Source organism: Cognatundibacterium griseum, from assembly GCF_014284195.1.
In the GTDB taxonomy this organism is placed as follows: domain Bacteria; phylum Pseudomonadota; class Gammaproteobacteria; order Burkholderiales; family Burkholderiaceae_D; genus Undibacterium; species Undibacterium griseum.
Genome location: NZ_JACOGC010000005.1, coordinates 321,498 through 341,227 on the forward strand (window position 1 = coordinate 321,498; position 19,730 = coordinate 341,227).

The 19,730-nt window shown below is 53.9% G+C and carries 17 protein-coding genes; 6 read left to right on the forward strand and 11 right to left on the reverse strand.

The window, feature by feature from the left end:
• The first annotated feature begins 93 nt into the window (after positions 1-93).
• Positions 94-663, forward strand: coding sequence for a GNAT family N-acetyltransferase (locus tag H8K27_RS13780; RefSeq protein ID WP_186863743.1), 570 nt, complete (start codon positions 94-96; stop codon positions 661-663).
• Between the two features lie 138 nt (positions 664-801).
• Positions 802-1,452 carry a head GIN domain-containing protein gene (locus H8K27_RS13785; protein WP_186863744.1) on the forward strand — a complete coding sequence of 217 codons (651 nt, stop codon included), beginning with the start codon at positions 802-804 and terminating at the stop codon, positions 1,450-1,452.
• A gap of 156 nt (positions 1,453-1,608) precedes the next feature.
• Here H8K27_RS13785 and H8K27_RS13790 read toward each other — a convergent pair whose 3' ends face one another.
• Positions 1,609-2,442 (reverse strand): ferritin-like domain-containing protein, encoded by an 834-nt coding sequence (locus tag H8K27_RS13790; RefSeq protein ID WP_230419310.1) that lies wholly within the window; start codon positions 2,440-2,442, stop codon positions 1,609-1,611.
• 204 nt (positions 2,443-2,646) lie between these two features.
• Between H8K27_RS13790 and H8K27_RS13795 the strand changes: the two genes are divergently transcribed.
• The 4 genes from H8K27_RS13795 to H8K27_RS13810 all read left to right on the forward strand — a co-directional run bounded on the left by H8K27_RS13795 (position 2,647) and on the right by H8K27_RS13810 (position 6,808).
• Complete coding sequence (locus H8K27_RS13795; RefSeq protein WP_186863745.1) at positions 2,647-3,171, forward strand: gamma carbonic anhydrase family protein; 525 nt, start codon at positions 2,647-2,649, stop codon at positions 3,169-3,171.
• A 91-nt stretch (positions 3,172-3,262) separates the two neighbouring features.
• Entirely contained in the window at positions 3,263-4,189 is a 927-nt protein-coding gene (gene hslO / locus H8K27_RS13800; protein ID WP_186863746.1) for an Hsp33 family molecular chaperone HslO, read from the forward strand.
• Positions 4,190-4,406: 217 nt separating this feature from the next.
• Positions 4,407-5,459 carry a MerR family transcriptional regulator gene (locus tag H8K27_RS13805; RefSeq protein ID WP_186863747.1) on the forward strand — a complete coding sequence of 351 codons (1,053 nt, stop codon included), beginning with the start codon at positions 4,407-4,409 and terminating at the stop codon, positions 5,457-5,459.
• A 38-nt stretch (positions 5,460-5,497) separates the two neighbouring features.
• Complete coding sequence (locus H8K27_RS13810; RefSeq protein WP_230419313.1) at positions 5,498-6,808, forward strand: MFS transporter; 1,311 nt, start codon at positions 5,498-5,500, stop codon at positions 6,806-6,808.
• A 66-nt stretch (positions 6,809-6,874) separates the two neighbouring features.
• On the opposite strand, the gene H8K27_RS13815 is transcribed toward H8K27_RS13810, so the two are convergent.
• The 10 genes from H8K27_RS13815 to H8K27_RS13860 all read right to left on the reverse strand — a co-directional run bounded on the left by H8K27_RS13815 (position 6,875) and on the right by H8K27_RS13860 (position 19,670).
• Complete coding sequence (locus tag H8K27_RS13815; protein WP_186863748.1) at positions 6,875-8,050, reverse strand: acyl-CoA dehydrogenase; 1,176 nt, start codon at positions 8,048-8,050, stop codon at positions 6,875-6,877.
• Between the two features lie 97 nt (positions 8,051-8,147).
• Positions 8,148-9,650, reverse strand: a complete 1,503-nt coding sequence (locus H8K27_RS13820; protein WP_230419315.1) for a 3-hydroxyacyl-CoA dehydrogenase — start codon at positions 9,648-9,650, stop codon at positions 8,148-8,150.
• Positions 9,651-9,964: 314 nt separating this feature from the next.
• On the reverse strand, positions 9,965-10,294 hold the full coding sequence (gene ftsB, locus H8K27_RS13825; RefSeq protein ID WP_186863750.1) for a cell division protein FtsB: 330 nt from the start codon (positions 10,292-10,294) through the stop codon (positions 9,965-9,967).
• Between the two features lie 84 nt (positions 10,295-10,378).
• On the reverse strand, positions 10,379-11,662 hold the full coding sequence (gene eno, locus H8K27_RS13830) for a phosphopyruvate hydratase (RefSeq protein WP_186863751.1): 1,284 nt from the start codon (positions 11,660-11,662) through the stop codon (positions 10,379-10,381).
• Positions 11,663-11,864: 202 nt separating this feature from the next.
• On the reverse strand, positions 11,865-12,719 hold the full coding sequence (gene kdsA / locus H8K27_RS13835) for a 3-deoxy-8-phosphooctulonate synthase (RefSeq protein ID WP_186863752.1): 855 nt from the start codon (positions 12,717-12,719) through the stop codon (positions 11,865-11,867).
• A gap of 3 nt (positions 12,720-12,722) precedes the next feature.
• The gene (locus H8K27_RS13840) at positions 12,723-14,360 is read right to left on the reverse strand and encodes a CTP synthase (protein ID WP_186863753.1); all 1,638 of its coding nucleotides are present in this window, start codon (positions 14,358-14,360) and stop codon (positions 12,723-12,725) included.
• A gap of 100 nt (positions 14,361-14,460) precedes the next feature.
• On the reverse strand, positions 14,461-15,408 hold the full coding sequence (locus tag H8K27_RS13845) for a lipid A deacylase LpxR family protein (protein ID WP_186863754.1): 948 nt from the start codon (positions 15,406-15,408) through the stop codon (positions 14,461-14,463).
• The gene (locus H8K27_RS13850) at positions 15,405-16,229 is read right to left on the reverse strand and encodes an alpha/beta fold hydrolase (protein ID WP_230419319.1); all 825 of its coding nucleotides are present in this window, start codon (positions 16,227-16,229) and stop codon (positions 15,405-15,407) included. The genes H8K27_RS13845 and H8K27_RS13850 overlap by 4 nt, the downstream gene beginning before the upstream one ends.
• A 109-nt stretch (positions 16,230-16,338) precedes the next feature.
• Positions 16,339-18,849, reverse strand: coding sequence for a DNA internalization-related competence protein ComEC/Rec2 (locus H8K27_RS13855; protein ID WP_186863755.1), 2,511 nt, complete (start codon positions 18,847-18,849; stop codon positions 16,339-16,341).
• Entirely contained in the window at positions 18,849-19,670 is an 822-nt protein-coding gene (locus H8K27_RS13860) for a TatD family hydrolase (RefSeq protein WP_186863798.1), read from the reverse strand. Before H8K27_RS13860 ends, H8K27_RS13855 begins: the two co-directional genes overlap by 1 nt.
• Positions 19,671-19,730 lie beyond the last annotated feature (60 nt).

The window sequence follows — 19,730 nt, forward strand, 5'->3', positions numbered from 1 at the left end:
TGCCAGCAGCCGTATTATTTAAACACATCTGTCCGGTGAAATACATTTTTGCCGGAGCTATCGCTTCTACAATATCCGGAACAGCATTCTGCAATGATTTCCTCAGCCCGCCTCCACATACGCCTGGCCCACACCGATGACAGTACTGCCCTGCTTGCTTTTGAGCTGGAAAACCGGGGGCACTTCGAACAATGGATCGCCAGTCGCGGCGCGGCATTCTACACGCCTGAAAATGTTCGCGAGAGCCTGCGGCAAGCACAGTGGCAGGCGCAAGCCCAACAGGAATTGCACTACCTGGCATGGAATGGAGATGAAATTGTTGGTCGCATCACTCTGCGCGGCATTGAAAAGAAAGATTATTTCAGGGCGACCCTGGGCTATCGTTTCAGCGCCCGCCATGGCGGACAGGGTTACGCCACCGAAGCCGTTAACGCGGTAGTGCAACATGCCTTTGCAACACTCGGCCTGTGGCGCATTGAAGCAATGGTCATCGCGGATAATCATTCGTCCCTGGCCATCATGCGGAAATGCAGTTTCACCCAATTTGGCCACGCACATTCCGCCTTGCTGCGAAACGGAAAGTGGATGGATATGCTGTATTTTGAACGGCACGCCAACCACCCTAAAGACCTTGCAGCCGATGCAGCAAGCGCAGATTGCTGATTGCATTCCTGCCAAAAAAGCATTCTGCACCACGAATTTTGCACTTTGTCGCAAGAAGGTTTCAGCACCGGTGGCGCAGGCAGATAATCGCTTTATCCCGGCTGACTCCGGTTTCACTTACTTTCTCTGGAGAACACGATGTGCACTCAACCAAACCGTTCTGCTGTCACGCTGTCTGGCCTGTTTTTCTCTGCGTTTTTATTCTGCCACGCCGCGATAGCGGAAGATTTCACCCGCAATGTCGCCAGCTTTAATGTCATCAAAAGCCGCAGTGCGATGAATGTGACGGTGGAAGTCGGTAAAACGCAGTCAATTACCATTAAAGGCAATGAAAAATTTGCTTCCAGAGTGATCACTGAAGTGATCGGTAATGAACTCATTCTGTCTTACAAGGAAAAGCACAACATCCATATCTCGGATGATGCGCAAGTCATCATTACCGTTCCGCAACTCAACCGCTTCAAAATGGAAGGCGCCGGCCTGACCAGGCTGATCAATATTAACAGCGATGATTTTGAGTTGTCATATGAAGGTGCAGGTATGCTGGTTGCAACGGGAAAGACAAAATATCTGCGGTTGCGCGCACAAGGTGTCGGACTGGTTGAAACCAAAGATCTGGTGGCGGAGCGGGCCGATGTGAATGTGGAAGGCATTGGCGCAGTTTCGGTCAACGCCCGCGAAAAACTGAATGCCAACGTGCAGGGTATCGGCACCCTGACCTATTACGGAAATCCGAAACAACTGGTGAAAAGCGTCGAGGGTATAGGCAGCATTCATGCCGGCGACTGAATAGCTCACTGAAACAGTTCAACACCACGCAACTAGTAAAAAATCAGTTTCCGCTCAGAAGTGCGCTGAACGCGGCAGTCTGGAATACATGATCAGCGCTCATTCATCGCTGCTGCGTCTGAACTGGAATACCCGGAGGTATTGGTACTGATGCGTTTATTCGGCCGCAGATGGCCGGTTCGCAGGCATTTGCGTCAGCGCCATCAGCTCATTTTCATCAAAACCGGCAGCACGCCTTCCCTCCAGATTGAAAGGTCCGCGCAAACGCGGGGCTTTGTATTTTTCGGCCAGCACGGCATAAGTGGCGACCGGATCAAGCTGCTGTTGCTGACACAATGTTTTATACCAGTCGTTACCGATGGCGACATGGCCAATTTCATCGCGGTAAATAATGTCCAGAATATCGGCAGCCACCTGATCTCCGGCCTGCGCCAGTTTGGCGGCAACGCCAGGTGTCACATCCAGTCCGCGCGCCTCCAGTGTGCGCGGCACCAGCGCGAGCCGGGCAATCAGATCCTGACTGGTTTTTGCTGCCATTTCCCATAAACTGTTATGCGCTGTAAAGTCACCGTAGGCGTAACCCAGCGCCTGCAAATGCGTTTCCAGCAGTTGAAAATGATAGGCCTCTTCCCTGGCCACTTTCAGCCAGTCGCGGTAAAAGCGTTCTGGCATACCGGGAAAACGCCAGAGGATATCGCAGGCCAGGTTAACTGCATTCAACTCAATGTGTGCCAGCGCATGAATCAGCACTGCCCGGCCTTCCACGGTATGCATGGCACGACGTCCGACCTGACCGGGTGCGACCAGTTCCGGTTTCGCCGGGCGGCCGGGAATACCTTCCGGAGCCATGATCTGACAACAGGTGTCGAGCGTCACCGTATCGGAGATAGCCAGCACACGCCGGCACTTGCTGCCGGTATCGCAATCAAGCAACGCCAGCAGGGCTTCGTGACGTAACTCCATCATCACTTCAGTATTCAAATCGTTCATATCAGTGCATGACTCCGGCACAGCAGGGCGCGGAGCGTTAAAATAGCGTTTCCGGGATGATTCCAGTCAACATCAGGGCAAAGTACCGTCCACAATCATTCCCTTGATGCCATTGCAATCAGTCGCGCTGGTTTCTGCCATCAGGCTGTTTTCTGGACCTGTGGACGAAAGCAGTTTTTTCAGCCGCTATTTTACGGAATTATTATGCCCATCTACCAATTAGGTGATATCGCACCGGAAATCGATGCCTCTGCTTACATTACCGATACGGCAAAAATCATTGGCAAAGTCCGCATTGAAGCCAGAGCCAGCATCTGGTTTGACGTCACCATCCGCGGTGACAATGAATTAATCACTGTCAGTAAAAACAGCAATGTGCAGGAAGCTTGTATTCTGCATACCGATCCCGGGTTTCCTTTGACGATCGGTCCCAATGTGACGGTTGGTCATCAGGCGATGCTGCACGGCTGCACTATCGGCGAAGGATCGCTGATCGGAATTCAGGCGGTGATTCTGAATGGCGCTAAAATAGGAAAAAACTGCCTGGTCGGCGCAGGAGCACTGGTTACCGAAGGTAAAGAATTTCCGGACAATTCGCTGATCATCGGTTCACCAGCCAAAGCTGTCCGCCAACTCAACGACGATGACCGCATGCGGATGCACATGAATACCGCTAACTACGCACAACGCGGCCAGCTTTACAAAACGCAATTGCGCCGCATCGACTAATTTTTCCGGACCAGCGCCGGTTCTGACGCAATCAGACTGGCTCTGTCCATCCGCTTTACCCCGGTCCCCTGGGATCGTACACAATCGCACTATGACTGATACTTTACAAAAATTTATGTTTGAACACGCCGGCGTCCGCGGCGAACTGGTGGAACTGGAAACGGCATGGCAGCAAATGCAGTCACACCGCACTTATCCAAAAGCGGTACAAATCGTTCTGGGTGAACTGATGGCGGCTTCAGCGTTGTTATCTGCGAATCTGAAATTCGACGGCACGATGATTATGCAGATTCACGGCGATGGCCCGGTCAAACTGATGGTCGTGGAATGCGACGATCAGCTGCGCCTGCGAGCCACGGCCAAGCTGGCCGACGATGCCGTCATTGAAGACCATGAGACCCTGCGCGATCTGGTTCATGCACATGGACAGGGACGTTTCGTGATTACGCTGGACCCTAACGATAAACTGCCTGGTCAGCAGGCCTATCAGGGTATCGTGCCGCTGGATGGCGATAACATTGCCACTATCATCGAAAACTATATGCTGCGCTCCGAACAGCTCGATACCAAACTCTGGCTGGCTGCCGACAATCAGGTAGCCCGCGGTCTGCTGCTGCAAAAACTGCCCCATACCGGCGGTATCGAAGTAAAGACAGAAAATCCCGAAGAGGCCTGGGACCATGCAGTGATGCTCGGAGACACACTGAAACGCGGAGAAATGCTGGAGCACAACATCAGCACGCTGATGCACCGCCTGTTCTGGGAACAGACGCTGCGGGTGTTTGATCCACTGCATCCGGTGTTCCATTGCAGCTGCACCCGGGAAAAAGTCGGTGACATGTTAAAAATGCTGGGCAGTACGGAAATTGAGAATACCCTCGCCGAACTCGGGAAAATCGACATCAACTGTGATTTCTGCGGTCAGCATTACGCCTTCGATCCGGTAGACTGTGCCCAACTGTTTGTCACCAGCACACTGGCAGACGGTACCCAGCCTGCCAGCAATATGAAGCACTGATCATCACAGCGTCAGCAGTGGCTGCTCTCCTCTAAGTTACTGCTGCCTCCTTTCCGGCAATGCTGATGGGCTACCGCACATCAGCACCCATCCTGCCAGCCTTTCCCCGACCGCTACAGAAACTGTTGTCAGCATCAAACCCTTGACCATGACGTAACGTCAGGCTTTATAGTATCAGCCATTGGATTATTGCGATGACGAAAAGCAGAAAGCACCCATGCGACTCAAGATCGGAGAGCTGGCAAAACGCGCCGGGCTGACAGTACGTACTTTGCATCATTACGACAGCATAGGACTGTTGCGTCCTACCGCCCGTTCAGATGCGGGCTACCGTCTGTATAACCGGGAAGATATTACCCGTCTGTTCCGGATACAAACCTTACGCCGCCTGCATTTACCGTTGGCCGAGATCGCCACCCTGATTGACCGGGAACCAACCGGCTTGCAGGCATTGATTAGCGAACAGCTGGAAATACTGGATCAGCAAATCAAAAAGCAGCAGTTATTACAGCAGCGTTTGCAGACTTTGCACCATCTGCTTGAAGCGGACGAGCAACTGCCACTGGATGACTGGTTGCTGGCGCTGGAAATGTACAGTGTTGCAGACCGCTATTTCACCTCGGAAGAATTGCACTGGTTACGCTCAGGTCAGCAGAAACAGTTACTCGATCAGGCCATCCGTCCATTGATTGCGGAAGCCCACGCGCTGATGGAAAGACAGCTTCCAGCTTCCGATCCGGCAGCACAGGATCTGGCAGTCCGCTGGATCAGCGCCATGAATAACGCGATGCCAAACATGCCGCGCTATTTACTGCATCTGTCGCGCCTGCACAGAAATGAACCGGGAATTCAGGCATTGACAGGCGTGGATGGTGAACTGATGGACTATATCAGCATGGCATCCATCGAAGTCCGGTATGGCATCTACCACCGTTATCTGACGGAAAAAGAGTTGCGCTTTTTTAAAACATCATCGTTTCAGAATGCAGATGCCTGGAATACCCTGTTTTCCGATATCCGGGAAAAAATGCTGGCAGGTATCCCGGCGGTGAACGACGAGATGCAGCCTTTATTCCTGCAATGGCGCAGCCTGTTTCTGGATGCCTGGGGCAATGACATGCAGGTCGTACAGAAAGTGCGTGACATCCATCGCCAGGAAACCGGTGTTCTCCTCGGCGGCGGCCTGTCTGACGGCCTGATGCGCTATGCGCGGGAAGGCCTGATGCATCTTGAAGCACAACTCCGGCAAGCTGCAGCAAAAGAAGAATAAGCATTAACAATCAATCAGAATCAGAAATGGAAAAGTTGATGGAAAAATCTGCCATGCCAACCCCACCGCTATCACCGCGCGCAGCCTTGCTGTCCAATCATTCTTTCCGCTGGCTGATCAGCGGCGGCATGATCTCCATGCTTGGAGACCAGTTCACCCTGATTGCCCTGCCCTGGCTGGTGCTGAGATTATCCTCAGATCCGCTGGCACTCGGCATTGTGCTGGCACTGCTGGGAATCCCGCGTGCTGTCTTCATTCTGCTGGGAGGTGCGATTGTTGACCGTTATTCACCAAAGCGGGTCATGATGCTGACCAAATACATTAATACGACATTGCTGGGATTGCTATCTGCCATCTTACTGAGCGGGGAGCTTCAGCTGTGGATGGTATATGGCTTTGCGCTGGGGCTCGGTATTTCCACCGCATTCAGCATTCCTGCGGGGACTTCCATGTTGCCGCATGTGGTAGAACCTGCGCAGTTTCCCATTGCGAACAGCATCATGCTGAGTCTGCGACAACTCACCATGTTTGCCGGCCCTGTGCTGGCAGGTCTGATGATCTCGCTGATGGCCAGCAGCAAACAGTTTCCGGTGACGGATTCCTATGGACTGGCTGCAGCTTTTCTGACGGACTGCCTCAGCTATGCCATTTCTGCCTGGACATTACGCCAGGTTGTTACCCGGAACTTATCCAAACCGCCACACGACGACAAGCAAACCCGGCATCTCCTGCATCAGGTATGGGATGGCCTGCGTTTTTGCTGGGAACTGAAAGAATTGCGCATCTGTTTTCTGTACTGGTCAGCGATCGCTTTTTTCATCATGGGGCCAATGCAGCTGGCAATGCCTTTGCTGGCAACCCAGTTGAATAACAGCGCCGGAACGCTGGGGCTGCTGAGCGGTGCGCACGGTGCCGGCACCTTGCTCGGCATGCTGATATCTGGCATACGCCCCGGTATGCGGCTCGGCAATCTGGGGCGCACGCTGCTGCTGATTGATCTGGTTGTCGGCCTGTTATTCATGCCGCTGGGACTGATTCATCACAGCTGGCAAGCCATGCTGTTACTGGTCTTGATTGCCAGCCTCGGGGGGTATCTGCAGGTGGCAGTTTTCACCTGGATACAGACACAGGTACCGCCGCAGATGATGGGACGTGCGATGAGCATGTTCATGTTTATTTTTCTCGGTATCGGCCCGGTGTCGTCGGCGCTGACCGGATGGCTGATGCGCAGTCTGTCTTTACCGCAGCTGTTTTTGCTGTGCGGAGGCATCCTGATCGTGATCGTTTTCATCGCATTCGCGGCATCGCCGATACGACATATCAGCGAACACCAGAAGGGAACCGCGTAAAACCCATTGGCAATAAAAAAACGCACAGTGATGTGCGTTTTTTCAATCAGAAAACTCCTGGCGTCATCAGAAAGCAGCGATGCCAGTTTGTGCCCGGCCCAGGATCAGCGCATGGATATCGTGGGTACCTTCGTAGGTATTCACCACTTCCAGGTTCACCAGATGGCGGGCAATACCGAATTCATCAGAAATCCCGTTGCCGCCCAGCATATCACGGGCAACACGTGCGATTTCCAGTGATTTACCGCAGGAGTTGCGCTTCATGATGGAAGTGATCTCAACAGCCGCAGTACCTTCGTCCTTCATTCTTCCCAGCCGCAGACAGCCTTGTAAACCGAGGGTGATTTCTGTCTGCATATCCGCCAGTTTTTTCTGCACCAGCTGATTGGCTGCCAGTGGTCTGCCGAATTGTGTGCGGTCAAGCGTGTACTGACGCGCCGTATGCCAGCAGAACTCAGCCGCTCCCAGGGCGCCCCAGGCAATACCATAGCGCGCAGAATTCAGGCAGGTAAACGGTCCCTTCAGACCTTCCACATGCGGCAGCAGATTTTCTTCCGGCACAAAAACTTCATCCATCACGATTTCGCCAGTAATAGAAGCACGCAAGCCGACCTTGCCATGAATCGCAGGTGCCGTCAGCCCTTCCCAGCCTTTTTCAAGAATGAAGCCGCGGATACGGCCATCATCGGTTTTTGCCCAGACGACAAACACGTCGGCAATCGGGCTGTTGGTAATCCACATTTTTGCGCCACTCAGCGCATAACCGCCAGGTACGGTTTTAGCTCTGGTCACCATACTGCCAGGATCGGAACCATGATTCGGCTCAGTCAGGCCGAAGCAGCCTATCCATTCGCCGCTGGCGAGTTTCGGCAGATATTTCTGCTTCTGTGCCTCGCTGCCAAATTCGTTGATCGGCACCATCACCAGCGAACTCTGCACGCTCATCATGGAGCGGTAGCCAGAGTCGATACGTTCTACCTCACGTGCCACCAGACCGTAGCAGACATAGTTCAGACCCGCACCGCCGTACTCAGCCGGAATCGTCGAGCCCAGCAGGCCAAGCTCACCCATTTCACGGAAAATCGTCGGATCAGTGCGCTCGTGACGGAAAGCATCCAGAACACGTGGTGCCAGTTTTTCTTCACAATAAGCACGGGCGGCTTCCTGCACCATACGCTCTTCTTCGCTCAACTGCGACGACAATAACAACGGATCTTCCCAACTGAATACTGCTTTGGCCATCTGATTTTCTCCTGAATCTGATTTTCATAGTGACAGCAGAATACCGCCGGCATGACTGTATTCTGCTCTTGAGCCTGTGTTTTTTTACTCTTTGTTTTTATCTTTCCGCCACATGCAGCAACGACAACCCCAACTGGGCGCGTCTGACCAGCCAGGGGCTCGGACGATAACGCGGATCACCGGTACTGTCATGCATGTTGCGCAAGACAGATAGTATACGCGATGGCCCCAGTTTGTCTCCCCATGCCAGCGGTCCAAACGGATAAGCCAGTCCTGCCACCACCGCCTGATCCAGATCCTGCGGGCTGCAGATCCCCTGCTGCACGATATCGCAGGCAATGTTGATAATGGTCGCCAGCACACGCTGCACGACGAAACCGGCACTGTCCTGAATCAGTGTTGCCGGCATTCCATGCTGAGCGCAGCGAAGCTGAACACCGTGTGCCAGCTGCAGCTCAGTCGCCGGATTCAGCATCAGGGTCAGATGACCGTGACAAGCATTCAGGCTGTCAATGCCAATGGTACGCCGTGGATTCAGCCCAAGCCGGGCTACGCAGGTACTGACATCCTCACCATCGGGACTCACAACAGCAACAGCATCTGCTGCTGGCAGATGGCCATAATCCACAGCAATACCAATCCGCTCACACAGATCGTTCAATGCATCCAGCGCCAGCGGATTTTCCGGACTGAGCCAGATACGCCCCTGCCAAACCGTCTCCTGCGGCAGCAGCGGGGCTTCGGGAACCGGCGGATAAGAATAAAACCCCTGCCCTGTCTTACGTCCCAGCACACCCGCCTGCACCCTTTGCGCGGCGATATAATTCGGCCGGTAACGCGGTTCTTCATAATACTGATGGTAAATCGACTCCATGACCGGATGCGACACATCCAGCCCGGTCAGATCCATCAGCTCAAACGGGCCGAGGCGAAATCCTGCCGCCCCGCGCATGATCTGATCGATTTCTGTAGAATCTGCCACATTTTCCTGCAATATTCGCAAGGCTTCCGTCACATACCCACGCCCGGCATGGTTCACGATAAATCCCGGCGTATCTTTTGCGAGCACTGCGGCATGACCTGTTTCACTCATCAGCGCCTGTAGCAACGGAGCGACATGAGGTGCCGTCAACAGACCGTTAATGACCTCCACCACCTTCATCAGCGGTACAGGATTAAAAAAATGCAGTCCTGCCACACGTGACGGCAAACGGCTGCCTGCAGCAATGGCGGTAACGGACAAAGATGAGGTGTTGGTCGCGAGAATGCATTCATCGCTCACGATCTGGTCGAGCTGACGGAATAACTGCTGTTTCACATCCAGTTTTTCGATAATCGCTTCAATCACCAGATCGCAGGCGTGCATCGCCTCAAGTGTCTCCACGACATGAAGATGCGACCTGGCGGTGGCTGCGACATGGGGAGTAATTTTCTGCTTCTGCTCCAGTTGATCCCACTGCGCAAAAAGCGCTTGCTTAGCCTTGTCCGCGACCTCGGGAGTGCTGTCAAATAACAGCACCTGAAAACCTGACTGCGCGATTAACTGGGCGATTCCCTTGCCCATTGCTCCTGCACCGACGATACCAATGACACGCAACATAGATAGACTCCGGATAGTGACCGTCACCGTAATGTTAAACCCCATACAGTTACCAACGGGGCAAAATACAGATAACGACCATGACTGAATGAAGTGTCTCTATGATAGCCCGATAAATGAAAGGTACTTTCTTTATTGAGTGCAATATTTTGAGCGTTTTCAGCCAGATAGCGCTGCCGCAGTTCATGGTCGTGTTTATGTCAGTTTATGCCAACATAAGCCCTGCATGGGTTGCAGCGACAACCATGTCAATACATGGGTAGATCAACACAGCTGAGCCATGTCCGAACCATATGAGGTATACGAAGGAAGGATTAATGCAGGTCAGGGGAATTACCGGCGGGCATGGCTGCGACGGAAGAAGCCGGTGCGCGCGGATCGAGAATCTGGACGAAAATCTCGTCTTTTTTAATCATACCCAGTTCAAAACGGGCCCGTTCCTCAACCGAATCAGTACCGGTTTTCAAGTCCGAAACTTCAGATTCCAGCTTGGCATTACGTTCCCTGAGTTTTTCATTACGGCCCTGCGCCTGCGCAACCTGGCGCTCAAATTCCCAGACACGCAGCCAGCCACCCTTACCCAGCCACAAGGGGTATTGGATCAGCAATAACAGCACAGCAAAAGAAACGGTAATCAGGCGCACAAAAACTCACATCGGAATCAGATTCACGGATAACTCACTGCCAGAAAAAAGGGGAACCTTGTTCCCCTTTTTTAAGATACCAGATTACTTCAGATTATAGAAGGCGTCACGGCCAGGATAACTGGCGATTTCTCCCAGGTCTTCCTCAATACGCAGCAGCTGATTGTATTTTGCCATACGGTCGGAACGGGACATGGAACCTGTCTTGATCTGCAAAGCATTCAGACCAACCGCGATATCAGCGATTGTGCTGTCCTCTGTTTCACCGGAACGATGGGAAATCACAGCGGTATAACCCGCGCGTTTGGCCATTTCAATCGCAGCAAAAGTTTCCGTCAGCGTGCCGATCTGATTGATCTTGATCAGGATAGAATTCGCAATCCCTTTCTGAATACCTTCTTTCAGAATCTTGGTATTGGTCACGAACAGGTCATCACCGACCAGCTGGACTTTCTTGCCGAGTTTTTCCGTCAGAATCGCCCAGCCTTCCCAGTCGCCTTCAGCCATCGCATCTTCGATCGAAATGATAGGGTATTTATCAACCCAGGTCGCCAGCAGATTGGTGAAATCGGCTGCAGAGAGAGTCAGGCCTTCACCTTCCAGATGATATTTGCCGTCTTTGTAGAATTCAGAAGCGGCGCAATCCAGACCCAGGGCAATCTGTGTTCCAGGCTCATAGCCGGCTGCTTCAATCGCCTGAATGATCAACTTGATCGCGGATTCGTGATTATCAACGGAAGGAGCAAAACCACCTTCATCACCAACGGCTGTCGTCAGATTTTTATCGTGCAGAATTTTTTTCAGCGCATGGAATACTTCCGCACCGTAGCGGATCGCTTCACGGAAAGTCGGCGCACCAACCGGGATAATCATGAATTCCTGAATATCGAGGTTATTGTCAGCATGCGCGCCGCCGTTGATGACGTTCATCATTGGCACGGGCAACTGCATCGCGCCGGAACCGCCGAAATAGCGGTACAGTGGCAGACCAGCCTCTTCAGCGGCCGCTTTGGCAACAGCCATAGAAACAGCCAGCATCGCATTTGCGCCGAGACGGCCCTTGTTTTCAGTACCGTCCAGATCAATCAGCGTACGGTCAAGGAAAGCCTGTTCGTTGGCATCCAGACCCATGATCGCTTCTGCGATTTCGGTATTGATGTGCTCGCAGGCTTTCAAAACGCCCTTACCCAGATAGCGTGATTTGTCGCCGTCGCGCAATTCAATCGCTTCGCGAGAGCCAGTCGAAGCTCCGGACGGGACAGCAGCACGACCCATGACACCGGATTCCAGCAATACATCACACTCAACAGTTGGGTTACCGCGTGAATCAATAATTTCACGGCCGATAATATCAACGATGGCACTCATTCAATTCTCCTAAACGATCAATATTGCGAACAAAGTAAAAAACAGCGCTGACCTGAGCAGACCGCAGATGTGGGTGACATGCTGCGAAGCGCCGGAACCTGATGCGGCAGGATGCTCATTCCACCCGGATTCCGGAAACATCAACGCGCTTCGTCGTTTCGCGACAGGTTACCGTCACGAAAACGAAGTCTGCCAACATCAATTAACTGAAACTGGATTCCAGAAATCCATTCTTCTTGACGACACGATCCAGATCGATCAGCGTTGTCAGTAATTCTTTCATGCGACCTAATGGCACCGCGTTCGGTCCGTCAGATTTTGCCTCGGCCGGATTCGGATGAGTTTCCATGAACAGGCCGGAAATACCAACCGCGACGGCAGCACGCGCCAGCACCGGCACGAATTCACGCTGACCGCCGGACGATGTGCCCTGGCCACCTGGCAACTGCACCGAATGCGTGGCATCGAATACGACCGGGCAATTGGTTTCCCGCATGATAGCGAGCGAACGCATATCCGATACCAGGTTGTTGTAACCAAATGAGACGCCACGCTCGCAAGCCATGAAATTATCTTCATTCATGCCTGCCGCTTTGGCGGCAGCACGCGCTTTGGCGATCACATTGATCATGTCATGCGGCGCCAGGAACTGGCCTTTTTTGATGTTCACAGGTTTTCCGGAACGGCCGCAGGCTTCGATAAAATCGGTCTGACGGCACAGAAACGCCGGCGTCTGCAGCACATCCACCACCGCAGCGACTGGTGCGATTTCATCGATCGCATGAATGTCGGTAAGAACTGGTACGCCAATCTGCTCTTTGACTTTTCCCAGTATCTCCAGCCCTTTGTCCATGCCTAAACCACGGAAGGAAGTACCCGAAGAACGATTCGCTTTATCAAACGATGATTTGTAGATAAAGGGAATACCGAGCTCCTGTGTCATTTCCTTCAGTGTGCCAGCTGTATCGAACGCCATCTGTTCCGACTCGATCACGCAAGGACCGGCGATCAGGAAAAAGGGATGGTCAAGACCAACATCAAATCCGCATAATTTCATGCTTTATTTTCCTTGTGCCTTTTTGTGGGCGAGCGCTGCTCTGGCAAATGCGATAAACAGCGGATGACCATCACGCGGTGTTGATTTGAATTCCGGATGATACTGAACGCCGAGATAGAAAGGATGCACATCACGCGGCAATTCCATGATTTCGCACAGGTCTTCTGTTGCAGTGCGCGACGACACCACCAGGCCAGCAGCTTCAACACGGCCCAGATAATGATTATTGGCTTCGTAACGATGACGGTGGCGCTCAGTCACAACATTGCCGTAGATTTCTGCAGCCAGCGTACCAGGCTTGATCGCGCAGGTTTGTGCGCCCAGACGCATGGTGCCGCCAAGATCGGAATTCTCGTCACGCGTTTCAACTTTTCCGTCCTGATTTTTCCATTCATTAATCAGGGCAACCACCGGCTGCTCTGTTTCAGGATCAAACTCCGTGGAATTTGCCATCGTCAGACCTGCCATGTGGCGCGCGTACTCAATCAGCGCAACCTGCATGCCGAGGCAGATGCCGAGGTAAGGGATTTTATTTTCGCGGGCATAGCGGGCTGCCATGATTTTGCCTTCAACACCGCGCTTGCCAAAACCACCGGGCACCAGAATCGCATCGTATTTTTCCAGCGACTTTGTGCCTTGCGCTTCGATTTCTTCCGAGTCCACATACTCAATGTTGACGCGGCTTTCGGTGTGGATGCCGGCGTGACGCAGCGCTTCGGTCAGCGACTTATACGATTCGGTCAGATCAACGTATTTGCCAACCATGCCGATCGTTACTTCTTCTTTCGGGTTTTCCAGCGCATAAATGAGTTTGTCCCACATCGACAAGTCCGCTGGCTTAGGATTCAGTCCCAGCGCATCGCAAACGATCTTATCAAGTCCCTGATCGTGCAGCATTTGCGGAATCTTGTAGATGGTGTCCGCATCCCAGACTGAGATCACACCTTCTTCCGGGATATTCGCGAACAGCGAAATTTTCGCACGTTCATCATCGGGAATACGGCGGTCGGCACGGCACAACAAGGCGTCCGGGAAAATACCGATTTCGCGCAATTTTTGTACGCTGTGCTGGGTCGGCTTGGTTTTCAGTTCACCGGCAGCTGCGACATAAGGTACCAGCGTCAGATGAACAAATGCAGCAGCGCTGCGGCCTGCACGCAGGCTCAGTTGACGGGCAGCTTCGAGGAAAGGCAGCGACTCGATATCACCAACCGTGCCGCCGATTTCGACCAGCGCAACATCGGCGCCGGCAGCACCGCGATGTATGAATTCCTGGATTTCGTTGGTGATATGCGGAATCACCTGCACGGTTTTGCCGAGGTATTCACCGCGCCGCTCTTTGCGAATCACGGATTCGTAAATCTGGCCGGTAGTGAAATTATTGACTTTCTTCATCTTGGAGCTGATGAAGCGTTCATAGTGTCCCAGATCCAGATCGGTTTCTGCGCCGTCGTCGGTCACAAAAACTTCGCCGTGCTGGAATGGGCTCATGGTGCCAGGATCAACATTGATATACGGATCCAGTTTGAGCATGGTGACTTTGAGGCCGCGCGATTCAAGGATCGCAGCGAGAGAGGCAGCGGCGATGCCTTTGCCCAGTGAGGAGACTACGCCCCCCGTAACGAATACAAACTTAGTCATTGCAGAAGGTGCCGGACGGCACAAGCGGGAAATTCGAATTATACATCACTCTGACGCATGTCCACGAATTCCCCCTGCCCTTCAGTTTGTTTTTTTGATTTTACATCATGCAAGAAAATTGCAATCTGACAAAATTCTGCGCACCGACGGCATTGGAAACTTCCTTGATTTCATTGGCACGCCGGATAATCGAAGCACTCAGGGCATAACGGTCACCTTGCCACAGATAGCCTGCCTCAATTTCTCCGCCGCTATGCTTTGCGTGAACTTTAGGAATTTCGTGATTGAAGTATCCACCTTCAATCGTAGCGTTATATCCGGTCACACTGGCCGCGATGCGTGCAAAACCATAGCTTGCCGGCTGATACGGTAAGGCATTCAGTTGCCCGGCACGGAATTCCAGCTGGGCGCCGGCATCGGTGATGACATTACCGAAACGGGCTTTGATGCGTGGCGTCAGATCAGTACCCGAAAAGGGGAGCAAACGCCCCGGCGAGTACTCGCCTGACAGGATTGCGCCAAATTCGCTGCGGTATTGAGTGCTCCAGCCTTGCGGCAAAGGCTGCTGAATCAGCCAGTGCAGATGATTTTGCGTCCATTCACCGCCGGCGCAATGACCGGAGCAGCCGAGGTCCAGCCCGACACGCCAGCTGCGGCCTGTGGCTGCTGTTTTCTGATGAAACATGCCGGCATACAGCCAGCCGGTATAAGGATGGTCAATCGCCGGAATCTGGGAAGGCGGTAGCTTGATATCGGTCGGGGTGTATAAATCCTGCCCGAAACGCCAGCCATATTCGGAGACTTCCAGATCAGACCGGAGATAGCTGGTCTGCTGCAAATGAATACCGCTGGTGTAGTAACGGTCGTCCCGGTTCAGCAGCAGACTGTCATTCTCGATTTCAAGTTGCCAGACCGATTTTCCCTGAGCCCGTGCCTGCTGCATTTCCTGCCACGAAAAAATATTGTCGCTGTCTGCAGCCAGCACCGCAGCGCTGCTCAGCCATAACGGGGAACACACAGCAAATACTAAAAATTTTCTGGTCATCATGTCTGTTTCACTGCCTGTAATTGAAAAGAATCGAGCATCGCCAAGACGGCCCCGGCGGTTTTTTCCGGGGCTTCCATCGGGATCAGATGCCCGCCCTGAATCAGCGTGTAATGCGGCTCCATCAGTTGCCGGGTATAAAAATCTCCAGCCTGCGCGCATTCTATCGATTCCGTGCCGCCGACAAAACCCACCGGCATCGCAGGCGGACGGCGCACCAGCCGTCCCAGTCCATGCGGCAGTGTCCGGTAAATCGCCGTTTCCACTTCGCGTTTAAAACGCAGCGTCACCCCTTCAGGACAAGGTTCAAGGCCGGCATGCAGATAATCCCACAAGACTTCAGGGGGCCAGATCGCAAAGATCTCTTTAGAGGAAAAATGCTGGTACGCGGCTTCTTTATCCTTCCAGATATGTTTGCGTTTTTCAGCAAAGCGGGCCGGGGAAAACTTTTTGTCCAACTTCAGCCATTTAAACATTCTGAGCAGGAAAGCACGCCAGCCGGCAACAATCGGCGAATCCAGCACCACCACTGCCCTGACGAGATCAGGGCGGGCGCGGGCCGCCATCAGCGACAGGATGCCGCCGAGAGAATGCCCAACCAGAATCACCGGTTCGCTATAACGGGCAGACAAGGTATCGATCAGTTCCTGCACCAGAAAGCGCCAGCCATCGGTGACAGGATATTTCGGATCATGACCGACCATATCGGTAGTCCACACCGTGTAGCGCTCACTAAGCTGTTCCAGAAAAACACGGTATGTCCCGGAGGGGAAGCTGTTGCCGTGAACGAAATGAATAATTGGTTTTACCGGGGATTCCATCATATCGGGTTGAATGTGTAATGCCTGCCTGATTGGTGTTGATGATTGATATCTGTTTTGCCTGTCTGGGTATGCCTGATCCGGATCGGATGATGGCGCGTTCAGCGCGTTCTTACTGATCGTACCAGTAACGCGCATGCGCCTGCCGGAATCTGGAAACATGCAATGATGCGCCGAATTCCAGCGTGATTGCACCTGATTCATCGGTTCTTAGACGATTTATTCCAAAATCGGCATAACGCTGAAACACCTCCGGTTTGGGATGATGGTAGCGATTCAGATAACCGACCTGAAAGATCGCCAGTGCCGGACTGACTGCACGCAGAAACGCCGGTGTGGAAGATGTGCCGCTGCCGTGGTGTGGCGCCAGCAACACATCGGCGCGCAGTTTTTCCGGCTGCATATGGATCAGTTCGTCCTCCTGCGTGGCTTCGATGTCACCGGGCAGCAGCATGGAAAAATCAGGTGCCGACACTTTCAGTGTGCAGCTGCGGGCATTGGATTTCCATTTGCTGCTCTCGTAACTGGCGGAAACGGGTTGCAATATCTCGAATTGCACGCCATCCCATTCCCATGACTGCCCGCTGATACAGCGCCGGTGCGCCTTTGCCTGCAATACCAGCGGCGCATCTTCCCTGAGCGAGCTGCTGACGAGCGTGACAGGCAGTTGCTGCAGAATACTCAGCGCACCACCGGAGTGATCACTATCCTGATGCGACACCATCAGCATATCGAGCTGGTGGATGCCGTGAGATTTCAGAAATGGCAGAATCACCCGGCTACCGCCATCCGAACCCGGTGCGTAAAACGGGCCGGTGTCGTAGAGTAAGCGGTGTTGCGCGGTTTCCAGCAGCAAAGCCATGCCCTGACCGACATCAAATGCCGTCACCCGCATTTTCCCCTGCGCCACCGGCTCAGGTGGCACCAGCAGTAACGGCAGGCAGCAAACAGCGCCGAGCCAGCGCATCGGCCAGCCGCGCGGCGCCAGCAGCCATACGATTCCGGCCAGCGCCAGAACAAAAATCCACCAGGATGGCAAGGCTGCATTCCAGACCGCAAATGGTAACTGACTGCACCAGCCCAGCACGCCTGCCAGTATTTGCACCAATCCGTGGGCGGCCAGCAGCAGCCATCCTGATAACGGAGCAGGCGCAATACTGCCCAGCAAGGACATGGGCGTCACCACCAGGCTGATCAGCGGGATTGCCACTGCATTGGCAACCGGACTGATGAGTGAAATCTGGCCGAACAATAACATCGTCAATGGCACCAGCCCCACCGTGACGGCATATTGCGTGCGGGCTGCCGCATTCAGGGTGGCATGCCAGCGGCGGCGCCTGCTGTCTGACGCGTTACCGCCCGGCCCATGGACTTCCTGCATTTCACCTCCGCTGCCAGCGGCGTAAATGATGACGCCAACTGCAGCAAACGACAGCCAATAACCCGGGGACAGCACTGCCCAGGGATCAGCCAGCACCACTGCAGCCAGCGCCAGGCACAGCACGGAAGATATCCGCGTGATGCGTCCGTTCCACATCGCCACTGCCACCACCAGCAGCATCACCATTGTCCGCTGTGCCGGCACGCCAAAACCTGCCAGCGCCACGTACAGAACCGCCATCAGCGCGCCTGCCAGCGCAGCAATTTTCTGCGCCGGAATCCGTAAAGGCAAGACGAGATCAAGGAAAAATGAGCGGCGCCACAACCACGACATCAGCCATGCAAACATGCCTGCCACCATCGTGATGTGCAACCCGGAGATACTGATCAGATGACCAATCCCGACCCGGTTGAATACTGTCCAGTCCGACTGTGGAATCTCACGCTGATCACCGATCACCAGCGCCACGATGACGCCGGCATACGGCGCATCCGGCAACGCAGCATGCATTCGCGCCCGGAGCAATGCGCGGCTGCGCTCCACCAGATTGCCGGCACTCCAGACAAATTCCTGCAGTTTCCGGTTTGGCGGCGATGCTGCGCCATCGGCTTCTGCGGCATTTCTCACGGTTCCCGTTGCGCGGATTCCCTGCTCCAGCAACCAGACTTCATAATCAAAGCCATCGGGATTCGCATTGCCATGCGGTCGTTTCAGGCGCACACGCAACTGCCAGCGCTGGCCGGGCTGCACCATCTGCCAGTCCGGGCTGATGTTTTGACTCTGCATACCGAAGCCATTATTCATGGCATACCAGGACAGGCTCAGCTTCTGCGGCAGATTTTGCCTTTCCTGTGGCGTCAAAGCACTGTCCTGCCAATCCTCGACGGTAAAATCAAAACGCTGTCCCTGAGCCAGTTGCAAAGGCAGGCTGGCGACTGTTCCGGTAACGCTCAGGTCGCGCCCTTCCCATGCTACTGGCAGCTGTTGCCGCATGGCCGCATGCGCTAATAGGGCGGCCCAGAGAAATCCCGCTAAGGCAGATAGCAGGAAAACGGCAAGCAGCCGCCCGGCATTTGCGGCACCTGCACGCCGTATTTCCAAAAATCGCGGTATGCGGCGGAACAGAAGCAAACCAGGCAACAGCAACGCCAGGAGCCAGGCCAGCTGGGACGGTTGCGGCAAATGCGCTTGCTGTTGCAGCAGCGCAGCGCCAGCCACCACACCGAGACAAGCCGTGCGCATCAGCCGGCCAGTGAAGCAGGAATCATCATACGCGGCAGAACTGCGAAGGCGTTCCGGGTCGTTGCCGCGGCGATCTCATGTACAGACAGGCCCCGCAGCTCTGCCAGCACCCGGGCAATGTGCGGCAATTGTTCCGGACTGTTGTGCTGATCCTGCAGCCAGCTGGGAGGAATATCCGGCGCATCGGTCTCCAGCACAATCGACTCCAGCGGCAATCCGGCTGCCAGCCGCCGGATCTGCAAGGCACGGGTAAACGTCATTGCACCGCCAAAACCAAGGCGGAAATTCAGCGCGATCAGCGATTCCGCCTGCTGGATGCTGCCATTGAACGCGTGGGCAATGCCGCCTGTCACAGGAAAACGGCGCAGATATTTCAGAATGATGTCGAGTGAACGGCGCACATGCAGCAAGACCGGCAAATCAAAATCACGTGCAATTTTTAATTGCTCGGTATAAAAAAATTTCTGTTTTTCCCGCAACGGACTTTGGGTCAGCTCGGGCACAAAATAATCCAGCCCGATTTCACCGATCGCCACCAGACGCCGGTCTTCACATCCCGCCTGCAGGCGCTGTGCGACTTGTTCACGCAAAAACACCAGATCCTGCTCCTGCGAAACGGCCACATACATCGGATGAATACCCAGTGCATAAAAGCAGGCAGGATGCTGGTGCGCCAGCCCCGTCACTGCTGCAAAATTATTCTTATGCACCGCGGGCAGCACGATACCGGACACACCGGCACCCGCCGCCGCATCAGCAATGGCAAGCGACGCACCGGCAAATTCGCTGGCATCCAGATGGCAATGGGTATCAATCAGCATCATGCCGCCTGCACAGTAAAATCAAAGGACGTGAAGATCATGCCCCGATTATGACGGATG

Excerpts from the sequence above, each read along its gene's own strand:
- H8K27_RS13780 (WP_186863743.1), top strand. The coding sequence starts at position 94 with ATGATTTCCTCAGCCCGCCTCCACATACGCCTGGCCCACACCGATGAC.
- H8K27_RS13785 (WP_186863744.1), top strand. The coding sequence starts at position 802 with ATGTGCACTCAACCAAACCGTTCTGCTGTCACGCTGTCTGGCCTGTTT.
- H8K27_RS13790 (WP_230419310.1), bottom strand. The coding sequence starts at position 2,442 with ATGAACGATTTGAATACTGAAGTGATGATGGAGTTACGTCACGAAGCC.
- H8K27_RS13795 (WP_186863745.1), top strand. The coding sequence starts at position 2,647 with ATGCCCATCTACCAATTAGGTGATATCGCACCGGAAATCGATGCCTCT.
- hslO (WP_186863746.1), top strand. The coding sequence starts at position 3,263 with ATGACTGATACTTTACAAAAATTTATGTTTGAACACGCCGGCGTCCGC.
- H8K27_RS13805 (WP_186863747.1), top strand. The coding sequence starts at position 4,407 with ATGCGACTCAAGATCGGAGAGCTGGCAAAACGCGCCGGGCTGACAGTA.
- H8K27_RS13810 (WP_230419313.1), top strand. The coding sequence starts at position 5,498 with ATGGAAAAATCTGCCATGCCAACCCCACCGCTATCACCGCGCGCAGCC.
- H8K27_RS13815 (WP_186863748.1), bottom strand. The coding sequence starts at position 8,050 with ATGGCCAAAGCAGTATTCAGTTGGGAAGATCCGTTGTTATTGTCGTCG.
- H8K27_RS13820 (WP_230419315.1), bottom strand. The coding sequence starts at position 9,650 with ATGTTGCGTGTCATTGGTATCGTCGGTGCAGGAGCAATGGGCAAGGGA.
- eno (WP_186863751.1), bottom strand. The coding sequence starts at position 11,662 with ATGAGTGCCATCGTTGATATTATCGGCCGTGAAATTATTGATTCACGC.
- kdsA (WP_186863752.1), bottom strand. The coding sequence starts at position 12,719 with ATGAAATTATGCGGATTTGATGTTGGTCTTGACCATCCCTTTTTCCTG.
- H8K27_RS13840 (WP_186863753.1), bottom strand. The coding sequence starts at position 14,360 with ATGACTAAGTTTGTATTCGTTACGGGGGGCGTAGTCTCCTCACTGGGC.
- H8K27_RS13845 (WP_186863754.1), bottom strand. The coding sequence starts at position 15,408 with ATGATGACCAGAAAATTTTTAGTATTTGCTGTGTGTTCCCCGTTATGG.
- H8K27_RS13850 (WP_230419319.1), bottom strand. The coding sequence starts at position 16,229 with ATGATGGAATCCCCGGTAAAACCAATTATTCATTTCGTTCACGGCAAC.
- H8K27_RS13855 (WP_186863755.1), bottom strand. The coding sequence starts at position 18,849 with ATGCGCACGGCTTGTCTCGGTGTGGTGGCTGGCGCTGCGCTGCTGCAA.
- H8K27_RS13860 (WP_186863798.1), bottom strand. The coding sequence starts at position 19,670 with ATGCTGATTGATACCCATTGCCATCTGGATGCCAGCGAATTTGCCGGT.